Source organism: Streptomyces gilvus (assembly GCF_022513565.1).
GTDB classification, from domain to species: domain Bacteria; phylum Actinomycetota; class Actinomycetes; order Streptomycetales; family Streptomycetaceae; genus Streptomyces; species Streptomyces gilvus.
The window spans coordinates 94,421-107,373 of record NZ_JAKWBE010000018.1; the positions used below are offsets into that span (position 1 = coordinate 94,421).

Sequence of the window (12,953 nt, forward strand, 5' to 3'; positions counted from 1 at the left end):
GGTGTCCTGCTCCTTTAAGCGCCGGCGCGTCGCGCCGCGGCCTGAGTGATCCGGTCGAACATGACTCCGAGCAGTACGATGGCGAGCCCTGCCGCCAGCCCCTTGCCGTACAGCTCGCCCTGCGAGAATCCGGCCACGACGTCGTAGCCGAGGGCTCCTGCGCCTACCAGGCCGCCCACAACAACCATCGACAGCACGTAGATCAGGCCCTGGTTGGTCGCGAGCGTCAGGGCACTGCGTGACATCGGCAGTTGGACCTTGGTGATGATCTGCCAGGTGTTGCACCCGGCGGAGGTGGCCGCCTCCACGGTGGTCTCGGGCACGGCCCGGATCCCGTCCGCGATGATCTTCATGGCGACGGGGGCGCCGTAGACGATCGCCGCCACGATGGCCGTGAAGCGGGTGGCGCCGAACAGCGCGAGGAACGGCACCAGATAGACGAACGGCGGCATGACCTGGGCCGCGTCCAGGGTGGGCCGGATCGTCCGGTCCACCAGGGTGCTGCGGCCCATCCACACGCCGAAGACCACGCCGAGGATCATCACCAGGACCGTCGCGACGATCGTCGAGGCGAGCGTGGTCATGGCGTCCGACCACACACCGGTGGCGACCAGCAGGCCCACGCACACGGCGGTGGTGATCCCGGACTTCCAGCCGCCCAGCACCACGGCGAGGGCGACCAGCACCGCGCCGACCAGCCACCACGGGGAGTCGGTGAGCAGCGTCTGGAACGGGTTGAGCAGGCCGTTGGTGATGCCGTCGCGGAAGGCGTTGGTCAGGCCCGACAGGTTGTCCTGCACCCAGGTGGCCGCGGTGTCCGTCCCGCTCGCGATGTGGGTTCCGACGGTGCCGTCGCCGGGGAAGTCGGCCGCCCACAGGTAGGTGTGCGAGAGGTAGATCAGGACCACCGTGACCACGGCACCTGCGCCCAGCAGCGGAGCGCGCCACTTGGTGAAGTCGTGCCTGGCGTTGCGCGCGTTCTCCTCGCGCGCGGCGGCCGCGGTGGTGACCCGGTCCAGCACGATCGCCAGGATCACGATGGCGAGGCCCGCGTTGAAGGCCGTGCCGACGTCGAGCGACTGCAGCGCCTGCAGGACGTTGACGCCGAGGCCCGGCGCGTTGATCAGTGCCGCGATGGTCACCATGGCCAGGGCGGCCATGATGGTCTGGTTGACGCCCATCACCACGGTCCGCTTGGACATCGGCAGCAGGACCTTCAGCAGCGACTGACGGCGCGTGGCACCGAGGGAGTCCGCTGCCTCGACGGTCGTCCTCGACACGTTGCGGATGGCGTGTGCCGTGATGCGGATCGTCGGCGGGGCCGCGTAGATCACGGTGGCGATGGTGGCCGACGCTCCGCCGATGAGGAAGAACAGGGTCAGCGGCGCCAGGTAGACGAAGGTCGGCATCGTCTGCATGAAGTCCAGGAACGGCGTGACGAACCGGTTGAACCGGTCCGAGAGTCCGGCCCACACCCCGAGCGGGATGGCGAAGAGCAGGGCCACGAACACCGCGCACAGGATCAGCGCCAGGGTGTCCATGCTCTCCTGCCACAGGCCCTGCACCCCGAGGAAGGTGAAGCCGGCCACGGCCAGCAGGGCGACCTTCCAGTTGCCCAGGGCCCAGGAGACGAATCCGGCGAGGCCGACGACACCGAGCCAGCCGATCTGCGGGACCGGGCGGGACCCGGACGGCTGGGAGATCAGGTGCTGGACGAAGGTCACCAGGTTGTCGATGACCAGCCGGATCTCGTTGAAGAAGTACAGGAAGAGCGGGTTGGAGTTGCGGTTGGCGCCGATGGAGTCGTTGAAGTCGTTGATCCACCGGTGCAGGTCGGTGAGATCGGCCACCGCCAGGGACAGGGTCTGCTTGCCGCGCAGGACGGCGAAGAGCACCAGCCAGATGACGAGGATCGCGGCGATCATCACGGGCCGGCCGACCTTGCGCACGCCTCTTGCGGGCGCGGCCGGTTGCGCGGCCTCCGTCTGCTCCGGTTTCTCCATGACGACGGTCATCACACGCCGCCTTCCTGCCCGGCGACGACCGACAGGATCTCCTCGTCGCCGACGATGCCGAGCAGCTTGCCGTCCTCGACGACCTTGACCGGCTTGTCGGCGGCCAGGACGGCCCGGGTCGCCTCCTTGACCACGACGTCCGGGCCGAGCTCGGGGCCGTCGAGTTCGTCGCCGTCCTCCGGGGCGCGCATGATCCAGCGCAGGGTGAGGACGTCTCCGCGCGGCACGTCCTTGACGAACTCGCGGACGTAGTCGTCGGCGGGGGCGCCCACCAGCTCGTCGCCGGTGCCGCACTGGACCATCTTTCCGTCCCGCATGATGAGGATGCGGTCGCCCAGCTTGAGCGCCTCGGAGAGGTCGTGGGTGATGAACACCATGGTCTTGCCGACCTCGTGGTGCAGCCGGATGACCTCGTTCTGCATGTCGCGCCGGATCAGCGGGTCCAGCGCGGAGAAGGGCTCGTCGAAGAAGAGGACGTCCGGGTCGCCCGCGAGGGCCCGGGCCAGACCGACGCGCTGCTGCATACCCCCGGAGAGCTGGTCGGGATACGACCGCTCGTAACCCGCGAGACCGACCAGTTCCACGACCTCCAGCGCGCGCTTGGTCCGCTCGGCCCTGCTCATGCCGCGGATCTCCAGGCCGAAGGCCACGTTGTCGACGACCCGGCGGTGCGGCAGCAGTCCGAAGTGCTGGAAGACCATGGAGAACTTGCGGCGCCGCAGCTCCCGCAGCCGGGCCGCGTCCGCCTCCCGGATGTCCTGGCCCTCGAAGACGACCTCACCGGTGGTGGGTTCGATCAGCCGGGTCATACAGCGCACCAGGGTGGACTTGCCGGAGCCGGACAGGCCCATGACGACGAAGACCTCGCCGGGCGCCACGTCGAAGCTGACGTCGCGCACGGCGGCGGTGCATCCGGTGCGGTCCATCAGCTCCCGGCGGGAGAGGCCGCACAGCTCCTCGGACTCCGGCACCTTCTCGGCCTTGGGTCCGAACACCTTCCACAGCCTGCGCACGGATATGACCGGCGTGCCGTCCGAGTCCTGGGGCGTGCCGCGCCGCTGCGGCACCTCGGTCTGTGTGGGGGTCACGATCGACCTCTTTTCGGCGTTCAGCCGCGGAACCAGTGCTGCGGCCGGGGTTGGATGTTCTGCCAGACGTGTTTGGGCTCTCGGTACTCGTTCAGGCCGGTCGGTCCCAACTCCCGGCCCACGCCCGAATGCCCGAAGCCACCCCACTCCGCCTGCGGCACATAGGGGTGGTAGTCGTTGATCCACACGGTGCCGTGGCGCAGCCGCCGGGCCAGGCGCTGGGCCTTGCCCGCGTCCTGGGTCCAGACGGCACCGGCGAGGCCGTACTCGGTGTCGTTGGCGATGCGGACGGCGTCGTCCTCGTCGGTGAAGCGTTCGACGGTCAGCACGGGTCCGAAGGACTCCTCGTGCACCACGCGCATGTCCTGCGCGCACTCGTCGAGGACGGTCGGCGGGTAGTAGTGGCCGCCGGCGAGGGCCGGGTCGTCGGGCCGGGCACCACCACAGCGCAGTACGGCGCCTTCCTCCAGGCCCGCCGCGACGTACGCCTCGACCTTCGCCAGGTGCTGCGCGGAGATCAGCGCGCCCGTCTCGGCGTCGGGGTCGAAGGGGCCGCCGAGGCGGATCGTCCGGGCGCGGCGGACGACCTCGTCGACGAAGCGGTCGTGCAGCGAGTCCTCGACGATCAGCCGGGCGCCGGCCGAGCAGACCTGCCCGGAGTGCAGGAAGACAGCGGTCAGGGCGAAGTCGACGGCGGTGTCGAAGTCGGCGTCGGCGAAGACGACGTTGGGGTTCTTGCCGCCGAGTTCGAGAGCGACCTTCTTCACCGTGGCGGCGGCACTCGCCATGATGTGCCGGCCGGTGTTCAGGCCGCCGGTGAAGGAGACCATGTCGACCGCCGGGTGCTCGGAGAGGGGCGCGCCCACCTCGGGGCCCGCGCCCAGCACGAGATTGGCGACGCCCGCGGGCAGTCCCGCCTCCTCCAGGGCCTTCATCAGCAGGACGGAGGTCGAGGGGGTGAGCTCGCTGGGCTTGAGGATGATCGTGTTGCCGGCCAGCAGAGCCGGGGCGACCTTCCAACCGGCCTGCAGCAGCGGGTAGTTCCAGGGGGTGATCAGTCCGCACACGCCGACCGGCTCGTAGACGACGCGGCTTATGGCGTCGTCGCGGCCGGTGTCGATCACGCGGCCCGCGTCGGTGCCGCCGAGGCCGCCGTAGTAGCGGAAGCAGGAGACGACGTCGGCGATGTCGTACTCGCTCTCCACCAGGCGTTTGCCGGTGTCCAGCGACTCGGCGCGGGCGAACTCCTTGGCGTCGCGCTCGATGATGTCGGCGGTGCGCAGCAGCAGGGCGCCGCGCTCGCGTTCGGGGGTGTGCGGCCAGGGGCCCTCGTCGAAGGCGCGGCGGGCCGCGACGATCGCCGCCTCGGTGTCGGCACGGGTGCCCTCCGATACGGTAGCGGCGAGCGTGCCGTCGGCGGGACACCGGATCTCGCGGCGGCCGCCGGCCGCCGGCTCCCGCCATTCACCGTCCAGATACAGGTCTGCCACGCGCCCAGCCCTTCAACCGAAATGCGTTGCGCATCGTGCATCCAATTGCTTGTGGTGGAACACCCTGGCGAATGTGCAGACATACGTCAAGAGGTTCGCCGATGACGATTCAGCAAGGGGCCGACCGTCCCGTCTCTCTTGACCGCAGGACCCTTCCGCTTGGAGCATGTTGCGTATCGCTCACCAAGTTGTGCATTACGCACCAGCGGAGGCCGCCCATGTCCCCTCGTCCCCAGCCCGGCCGTGAGTACGTCCTCACCCTCTCGTGTCCCGACAGCGCGGGCCTGGTCCATGCCGTGAGCGGGTTTCTCGTCCGCAACTCCGGCAACATCCTGGAGAGCCAGCAGTTCGACGACCGGCTCCAGGGCCGCTTCTTCATGAGGGTCCACTTCGACGTTTCCGATCCGAGCACCGGACTGGAACATCTGCGTTACCGGTTCGGGCCCGTCGCCGAGGCCCACCACATCTCCTGGACCCTGCGGGACGCCTCGACGCCGACGCGGACGCTGATCATGGTGTCGAAGTTCGGCCACTGCCTGAACGACCTGCTCTTCCGCAAGCGCACCGGCGCCCTCAACATCGAGATCCCGGCGATCGTCTCCAACCACCGCGACTTCGAGAGCCTGGCGGACACCTACGGCGTCCCCTTCCACCACATCCCGGTCACGAGGGACACCAAGCCAGAGGCGGAGGCGCGGCTCCTCGAGCTGGTGCGCGAGCTGGACGTGGACCTCGTGGTCCTGGCCCGGTACATGCAGATCCTCTCCGACGACCTGTGCAAGCAGCTCGAGGGCCGCGCCATCAACATCCACCACTCCTTCCTTCCCAGCTTCAAGGGCGCACGCCCCTACGAGCAGGCCTACGACCGGGGTGTGAAGCTGGTCGGCGCGACGGCGCACTACGTCACACCGGACCTGGACGAGGGCCAGATCATCGAACAGGACGTGGTCCGCGTGGACCACTCCCTCGACCCGGGCGAACTGGTCACGGTCGGCCGTGACGTCGAGGCGCAGGTCCTGGCGCACGCGGTGAAGTGGCACAGCGAGAGCCGGGTGATGGTCGACGGCAACCGCACGGTGGTCTTCCGCTGACGGGACACGGACGAGGGGGCGGGCCGGGGACTCCGGCCCGCCCCCTCGTCGTCCACAGGAACCAGCCGTATACGGAGATCAGTGGCCGAGGCGGTCCAGCAGGGCGCGGCGCCAGGCCTCCGTCTCGGCGATCTGGTTGAAGGTGAACAGATGCAGGCCCGCCACACCCGCCGACGGCGCGGTCAGGGCCTGCTCGCAGCGCTCCAGCAGCCTCTCGGGCGAGTAACCGCCGGGGGCGGCGAAGCGCAGGAACCACGACGCGTGCTTCGTGAGAAAGCGCGTCGACTCCCCCACGCCGATCTTGGTGGCCATCGCGAGCAGCTTCGCGCGCTGCACGGGCCCGGCGACACCCACGTACAGGGGCAGGGTGACGTCCCGGCGCCGCACCCGCGCGATCCACTCCCCCAGCACCCGCGGGTCGAAGCAGAGGTTGCTGACGATGTACGTGGCGTGCTCTCGCTTGTCCCACATGGACTGGATGGTGACGTCGTCGTGGATGAGGGGGTGGCTCTCCGGGTAGCCGGTGATCCCCCGGTGCGCGAAGGGGCTGCCCAGCTCGCTCAGCGCCCGCAGCACCGGCAGCGCGCCGTCGTACACCCCGGCCGGCGGATCCGCGTCGCCGGCCGGGACGAACACGTCGTCCACGCCGGCCTCGCGCAGCCGGTCCGCGACCTCCTTGAGGTGCACCTCGTCCCGCAGCAGCCGTGCCGGGACGTGCGGGACGACGCGGTAGCCGTGCGCGGCGAGCCGCTCCGTGAGGGCGAGGGTCGGCTCCAGACCCTTGACCGGCGACGCCGTCACCGTGACGACGACGTCGCGCGGGACATGGGCGAGGACCTTCTCCTCGGTCGCCTTGGCGGGCAGCACCTCGTAGCGGACGCTGCCGAGCAGCGCACCGAGTCCCGTGGCGGCCAAGGCCTACCCCGCCTGCTTCTGGGCGTCGCGGTGGCGGTAGTACGCGGCCTTCGACGGTGCGAGCGGTTCCCTGCCCAGGATCAGGTCGGCGGCCTTCTCGGCGATCATCATCACCGGCGCGTAGATGTTTCCGTTGGTGACGTACGGCATCACGGAGGCGTCGACGACGCGCAGCCCCTCGACGCCGTGCACCCGCATGCTGGCCGGGTCGACGACGGCCATGTCGTCCGTGCCCATCTTGCAGGTGCAGGACGGGTGCAGGGCCGTCTCGCCCTCCTTGGCGACCCAGGCGAGGATCTCCTCGTCCGACTCCACCTTGGGTCCGGGCGAGATCTCACCGCCGTTGTAGGGCGCGAGCGCGGGCTGGTTGAGGATGCGGCGGGCGACCCGGATCGCCTCGACCCATTCACGGCGGTCCTGCTCGGTGGAGAGGTAGTTGAAGCGCAGGGCCGGGTGCTCGCGCGGGTCCCTGCTCCTGATCTTCACCGAGCCGATGGCGTCGGAGTACATGGGCCCGACGTGCACCTGGTAGCCGTGGCCGCCGGCCGGTGAGGAGCCGTCGTAGCGGACGGCGACCGGCAGGAAGTGGAACATCAGGTTGGGGTAGTCGACGTCCTCGTTGCTGCGGGCGAAGCCGCCGGCCTCGAAGTGGTTGGTCGCCGCCGGTCCTTTCCGGAAGAGCCACTGCAGGCCGATGAAGGGGGCGCGCCACTTGGCCATGTACGGCTGCATGGAGACGGGCTGCTTGCAGGCGTACTGGACGTAGACCTCCAGGTGGTCCTGCATGTTCTCGCCGACGCCCGGCAGGTCGTGGACGACGTCGATGCCGAGGGCGCTCAGTTCCGCCGCGTTGCCGACGCCGGAGAGCTGGAGCAGCTGCGGCGAGTTGATCGCGCCGCCGCACAGGATCACTTCCCCGGCGCGGACCTGCTGGAGGGCGCCCTTGCCGTGCTGGTACTCGACGCCGACGGCGCGTTTGCCCTCGAACAGGACGCGGGTGACGAGGGCGCGGGTGCGCACGGTGAGGTTGGGGCGCTTCCTGACCGGCTTGAGGTACGCCTTCGAGGCCGACAGCCGGCGTCCGCGGTGGACGTTGCGGTCGAACTTGGCGAAGCCCTCCTGCCGGTAGCCGTTGACGTCGTCGGTCGGGGCGTAGCCGGCCTCCTCGGTCGCCTTCTGGAAGGCCGTGAAGAGCGGGTTGGTGGCGGGACCGCGCTCCAGGACGAGGGGACCGTCGTGGCCGCGGAACTCGTCGTCCGGGCCGGCGGCGAGACAGTTCTCCATGCGCTTGAAGTAGGGCAGACAGTGCGCGTAGTCCCAGGTCTCCATCCCGGGGTCGGCGGCCCAGCGCTCGTAGTCCATGGGGTTGCCGCGCTGGAAGATCATGCCGTTGATGCTGCTGGAGCCGCCTAGCACCTTCCCGCGGGCGTGGTAGACACGGCGTCCGCCCATGTGCGGCTCGGGCTCGGACTCGTACTTCCAGTCGTAGAACCGGCTGCCGATGGGGTAGGTCAGGGCCGCGGGCATGTGGATGAAGACGTCCCACGGGTAGTCGGACCGGCCGGCCTCCAGCACCAGCACCCGGTTGCCCGGGTCCGCGGAGAGCCTGTTCGCCAGTGCGCTGCCTGCCGAACCGCCGCCGACGATGACGAAGTCGTACTGCAGGGGAGCCATGGTGCCTCGTCTCGCTCGCGCCGTCGATACGCGAGGCATGCTAATACTGGTAGCGCCATACGCACCAGGTTGCGAGGCGCGCAACCTTCCAGGGACTTGTGTGCGGTGGCTCCCCAGGTTCAGGGAGATCAGAGCCCGGCCGGGACACCGGAGGAGTCCCGGCCGGGCACGGCGTCAGCCGGTCAGCGGTGCGAGCGTGACGCGGTCGATGTCGGGCGCGTACGCCGTCGCGTTGCCGAAGCTGACGGTGTTGGCGCCGGCGCCGAGGGTGACGGGGACGGGCAGGTCCCACCAGTTCGACCAGCTGTAGTTGTTGCGGAACATGACGGTCCTGGCTGTGCCGTTGACGGTGATGGTGGCCGCCCTGGAGACGACGTTGGTGTTGTAGTTGCCGGATCCGGCGACCTGGTTGTTGGCGTAGCGCACGTTCATCACGTAGCGGCCGGCCGAGGCGGCGTTCACCTGGAAGGTGAGCGTGTTGCCGGGGCCGTTGCCCACATAGCCGACATAGTTGCCGCCGGACGCCCAGGAGTTGGCGGAGACGGCGGCGGTGCCGGCGCGGGTCGCGCTCTCGGCCTCGTAGGCGGTGACGCCCGTGGTGTCGACCGTGCCGGTGACACGCAGGTCGCGCAGGGTGAGGCGTCCCTTGCCCGGGCCGGTCGCGGTGATGCGGTTGTTGCCCGCCGAGAGGTACAGCCTCTGGGTCCTGTCGGTGGGACGGCCGCCGGTGGAGGCGAGGGTGGACGCGGTGGCCCCGTCCAGGCTGAGGGTGGCGCCGCCGGTGGAGGCGTAGTCGGCGTGGACGGTGTAGTAGCCGTCCGTGGGGGCGTAGACGTCGAAGGCGGCCTTGTCACCTGAGCCCAGCACGAGGGCGCCGGCGCCGCTGATGCCGGAGGCGGAGTAGTCGTACTGCGGGGATCCGCTGATGTCGGCGTAGGTCGCGGGGTAGACGGGGTCCTGGCCGGGGGACGCGGTGAGGTCGATCTTGTCGAGGGTGACCTCGCCCGTGGCGCCCTTGGCCAGTGTCAGGGTGTGCGTGCCGGCCGTCAGCGACACCGGGGTGCTCACGGTGGAGCGGTAGGTCCAGTTCAGGGTCGTCGGGTAGGTGATGGTCTTCGCGGAGCCGCCGTCGACGGTGAGGGTCTGGGTGGCGGGGGTGGCCGTCTGGCCGGACTGGTTGCCGTAGAAGATGTTCAGGTCGTACGTGCCGGTGGCCGGGACACTGACCGTGAAGGCGACCTTGCTGGTCGGCTGGTTGAGGCTGCCGACGTCCTTGGTGCCCGAGGTGGCGTAGCCGTAGGGGTTGGACACCGTGCCCTGGGTGTAGACGGTGCCGCTGGTGATGGCCGCGTTCTCGGCCTCGTACGACTGCTGCCAGGGCACCTTGGCCGCGGTCGGCCTGCCGCTGCCGGCCGGGTTGACGAGGATGCGGTAGGCCGCCATCGGGTCGAGGCCGGTCAGCGGGACGGTGATGCTGCCGTCGGCGCCGACGGTCACGGTGCCGCGGGACAGCACGGCGGCGTGGCCCCCGCGCCCTCGTAGCCGCTCCAGGCGGTGCGCTCGACGGAGACGTCGACCCTGCTGCCGAAGGAGCGCGGTATGTGCCGGACGACCGTGTCGACCGAGCCGGAGGCGCCACCGCCGAGCAGTACCTGCGCCTGCTTGCGGCCGGTGTCCAGGGAACCGATGCCCTGAAGGGTGTCGACGGTGTTGGCCTGTGGCGGGGTCACCTCGACGGTCTGGCCGGTCAGGCCCGCGTACCAGCGCAGCAGCCACCAGTCGCCGTTGGGGATGTTGGTCTGGCTGACGTTGCCGTCGAGGTTTCCGGCCATGTCCCAGTAGGCCTGGTCGGCGTAGACCTTGTTCCGCTCGAACATGGACATCCACTGGATCATCTGACCGGGGACGGACAGGTCGCGGCGGTCGCCGAACTCGTCGATGTTCACCGGCAGATGGCTGATGCCGGCGGTGGTCTCCAGGGTGCGGTAGGCGGCGAGGTTCGACTCGAAGTGGGACAGCGAGCCGGGATCCAGCTCGTGCCATGTGGTGACGTCCGGAAGGACGTCGTTGGCCTTGGCCCACGGGTAGAAGTCGCCCATGAGACGGGGGTCGTAGTGCGTCTCGTTGGGGCCGGCGATCCTGGCGTCCGGGATGATCGACCGGATCTTGTGGTAGACGGTGGCCCAGTCGCTCTCGAAGCTGCTGAGCGCGCTGTGGTACGTGGACGTCGTGGAACTGCCCAGACCGGTGTACCAGTTGCCGTCCGGCTCGTTGAACGGCACCCACACGAACGAGTTCGCGTCGGGGCGGCCGGCGACCTTGCGGACCATCGTGTCGACCTTGGACAGGTAGTCGCTCAGTCCCAGGTTCTCGTACGGCCAGTCGGCGTAGACGTCCTGCATGTAGACCAGGTTGTCGCGGCCGCCGCCCCGGGCGAACTGCGGCTGGACGACCAGCGCGTCACCGTTCGGGTGCTGCGCACCGTCGGGTGCCTTCGTCGCGATCGACGTCATGTGCAGGGGCGTCGTGATGTCGTCACCGGGGACGCCGTCGTCGCTGAGGCCGTACAGGGCGCCGTTGGCCCCGTGCATGACGGCGCCGGTGGTCCGGCCGAGATCCACGGTGAGCTGCGGATCGGCCGCGTGGGCGACCGGGCCGCTCAGCGCCGTGCCGACGAGGACGGCGGTGAGGGTGACGGCGCCCGCGAGGCGCCGGGCACGTCCTGCTCTGTGGTCGGTTCGAGGCATGCGTGTCCTCCGCCTCCCGCGTCGCTGCGGGAGGATCGTGTGGGAACCGGGGGTGATGGGCCGGGGCGCGCGGGGAGGAACGCCCCGGGGACTGTGGGGGCGGGGCTACTTGACGGCTCCGCTGGTGATGCCGGCGACGACCCGGCGCTGGGCGACGACGAAGACCGCCACCATGGGCAGGCTCATCATCACGACGTAGGCGAAGATCAGGTGCCAGTTGTTCAGGTACAACTGGGCGTTGGCGACCTGGTAGAGGTTGAGCGGCAATGTGGCCTTGGAGCCGCCGCCGAGCACGAAGAACGCGTAGAAGATGTCGCTCCAGGCGAAGAGCATCACCATGATCGTCGCGGTGGCGATGACCGGCCGCAGCAGCGGCAGGATGATCTGGAAGAAGACCCGCGGCGGGCCGGCGCCGTCCATGCGGGCCGCCTCCTCCAGTTCCTCGGGAAGATTGCGGATGAAGCCGGTCATGAAGAAGATCGACGTGGACAGGTACATCCCGGTGTAGACCGCGATCATGCCCAACTGGGTTCCGGCGAGGCCGAGTTGCCGCAGCTCCATGACGATGGTGATCACGGCGGGCGGCAGCAGCAGGCCGCTGATGCTGAGGGCGTACAGGATGCTCACCAGGCGGCCGGTGCGGCGGGCGAAGACCCAGGCCGCACCCGCGCCCAGCAGCAGCACGAGGACGACGGAGGGGACGACGACCAGCAGGCTGTTGACGAAGCCCTGGATCATCTTGCCCTGGTCGAAGGTCTGCCGGTAGTTCTCGGCGGCCTGCACGTGGTGCGGCAGCGAGAGGTTCGGCTTGATCGCCTCGGACTGGGGCTTGACGGAGGTCACCGCGACGAGCCAGAGCGGGATGCCGATGGTGACGGCGGCGATGACCACGACGACGGCGGGCCGCACCCAGCGCGGCAGGCCCGGACGGGCGGGGGCGAACGCGGATACGGCGGTCACTGGTTGTTCTCCCTGCGGCGCAGACCGACGATGACGGGCACGGCGAGGACGACGACGATGAGGAACAGCACCAGGCTCATCGCGGACGCCTGCGCGTACAGCCCCTGTCCGAAGACGCGGAACATGTAGATGTTGAACACCTCGGTCTCGCTGCCCGGGCCGCCGGCGGTGGTGGCCTGGACGATGTCGAAGGTGTTCATGGAGCCGATCAGCGCGGTGGTGACGTTGAAGGTCACCGCGGGCGCCAGCAGCGGGAACCTGATGGACCAGAAGGTGCGCCAGGCGCCCGCGCCGTCGATGCGGGCCGCCTCCAGCACGTCGCCCGGCATGCTCTTCAGACCGGCCAGGTAGATCAGCATGGCCAGGCCCATCCACTTCCAGCCGTGGATGAGGGTCACGACGACCAGCGTCCAGGTCGTGGACCCGAGCCACGGGGTGTCGACGTGGTGTCCCATGAGGGAGGACAGGACGCTGTTGAGGGCGCCGTCCTGGGCGAGCAGCGCCCGGAAGATGTAGCCGACGGCGAGGGCCGAGATCAGCACCGGCAGGAAGAAGACGGCGCGGAAGAAGCGGTTGAAGCGGGTGTCGCGCTCCAGCAGCAGGGCCAGGGCGAGCCCGAAGCCGTTCTGGAAGAGGGCGACCAGCACCGCGTACTCCACGGTGATGCGGATGTCCCGGAGCATCGAGCCGTCCTGCAGGACGCTGCGGAAGTTGGACAGTCCGGCGAAGCGGATGTCCGGGTGGAACGCCGACCAGTTCGTGAACGGATAGACGAAGTTGAGCAGGTTCGGCAGCAGGAAGAAGGCGCCGAAGACGGCGAGCGCGGGCAGGGCGAACCACCACGGCTGGTCGGACCTGCCGCGCGGCCGACGACGCGGCGCGCGCCCGGACGGACGGCCCGCTTCCTTGCTGGGGTTGACGTCGGTGACGCCGATGGTGGCTGTGTCCGCCACTTCTCACCTCCGAGGGGTGG

Annotated in this window: 10 protein-coding genes; 1 reads left to right on the forward strand and 9 read right to left on the reverse strand. The window is 69.4% G+C overall.

Going from position 1 to position 12,953, the window contains the following annotated elements:
• Window positions 1–14: 14 nt before the first annotated feature.
• Genes MKW14_RS25970 through MKW14_RS25980 form a run of 3 tightly spaced genes read right to left on the reverse strand, consistent with a single transcriptional unit; the run spans window position 15 to window position 4,593 of the window.
• The gene (locus MKW14_RS25970; protein WP_240865856.1) at window positions 15–2,015 is read right to left on the reverse strand and encodes an ABC transporter permease; all 2,001 of its coding nucleotides are present in this window, start codon (window positions 2,013–2,015) and stop codon (window positions 15–17) included.
• Complete coding sequence (locus MKW14_RS25975) at window positions 2,015–3,103, reverse strand: quaternary amine ABC transporter ATP-binding protein (RefSeq protein WP_240865859.1); 1,089 nt, start codon at window positions 3,101–3,103, stop codon at window positions 2,015–2,017. Before MKW14_RS25975 ends, MKW14_RS25970 begins: the two co-directional genes overlap by 1 nt.
• Window positions 3,104–3,123: 20 nt before the next feature.
• Window positions 3,124–4,593 (reverse strand): aldehyde dehydrogenase family protein, encoded by a 1,470-nt coding sequence (locus MKW14_RS25980; RefSeq protein ID WP_240865862.1) that lies wholly within the window; start codon window positions 4,591–4,593, stop codon window positions 3,124–3,126.
• A 218-nt stretch (window positions 4,594–4,811) separates the two neighbouring features.
• Here MKW14_RS25980 and purU point away from each other — a divergent pair, with 218 nt between their 5' ends.
• A complete protein-coding gene (gene purU / locus MKW14_RS25985) occupies window positions 4,812–5,684 on the forward strand; it encodes a formyltetrahydrofolate deformylase (RefSeq protein WP_240865865.1) in 873 nt (290 codons plus the stop codon).
• Between the two features lie 78 nt (window positions 5,685–5,762).
• Here the strand turns inward: purU and MKW14_RS25990 are convergent, their stop codons facing one another.
• The 6 genes from MKW14_RS25990 to MKW14_RS26010 all read right to left on the reverse strand — a co-directional run bounded on the left by MKW14_RS25990 (window position 5,763) and on the right by MKW14_RS26010 (window position 12,933).
• Window positions 5,763–6,599, reverse strand: coding sequence for a methylenetetrahydrofolate reductase (locus tag MKW14_RS25990; protein ID WP_240865868.1), 837 nt, complete (start codon window positions 6,597–6,599; stop codon window positions 5,763–5,765).
• Between the two features lie 3 nt (window positions 6,600–6,602).
• Entirely contained in the window at window positions 6,603–8,273 is a 1,671-nt protein-coding gene (gene betA / locus MKW14_RS25995) for a choline dehydrogenase (protein ID WP_240865871.1), read from the reverse strand.
• A gap of 174 nt (window positions 8,274–8,447) precedes the next feature.
• A complete protein-coding gene (locus tag MKW14_RS41335) occupies window positions 8,448–9,770 on the reverse strand; it encodes a CBM35 domain-containing protein (RefSeq protein ID WP_308314633.1) in 1,323 nt (440 codons plus the stop codon).
• Complete coding sequence (locus tag MKW14_RS41340; protein ID WP_308314634.1) at window positions 9,767–11,020, reverse strand: hypothetical protein; 1,254 nt, start codon at window positions 11,018–11,020, stop codon at window positions 9,767–9,769. The genes MKW14_RS41335 and MKW14_RS41340 overlap by 4 nt, the downstream gene beginning before the upstream one ends.
• 105 nt (window positions 11,021–11,125) lie before the next feature.
• Entirely contained in the window at window positions 11,126–11,980 is an 855-nt protein-coding gene (locus MKW14_RS26005; RefSeq protein WP_240865874.1) for a carbohydrate ABC transporter permease, read from the reverse strand.
• Window positions 11,977–12,933, reverse strand: coding sequence for a carbohydrate ABC transporter permease (locus MKW14_RS26010; RefSeq protein WP_374116597.1), 957 nt, complete (start codon window positions 12,931–12,933; stop codon window positions 11,977–11,979). The genes MKW14_RS26005 and MKW14_RS26010 overlap by 4 nt, the downstream gene beginning before the upstream one ends.
• Window positions 12,934–12,953: the final 20 nt, after the last annotated feature.

Coding starts and splice junctions, on each gene's coding strand:
- MKW14_RS25970 (WP_240865856.1), bottom strand. CDS start 2,015: ATGACCGTCGTCATGGAGAAACCGGAGCAGACGGAGGCCGCGCAACCG.
- purU (WP_240865865.1), top strand. CDS start 4,812: ATGTCCCCTCGTCCCCAGCCCGGCCGTGAGTACGTCCTCACCCTCTCG.
- MKW14_RS41340 (WP_308314634.1), bottom strand. CDS start 11,020: ATGCCTCGAACCGACCACAGAGCAGGACGTGCCCGGCGCCTCGCGGGC.
- betA (WP_240865871.1), bottom strand. CDS start 8,273: ATGGCTCCCCTGCAGTACGACTTCGTCATCGTCGGCGGCGGTTCGGCA.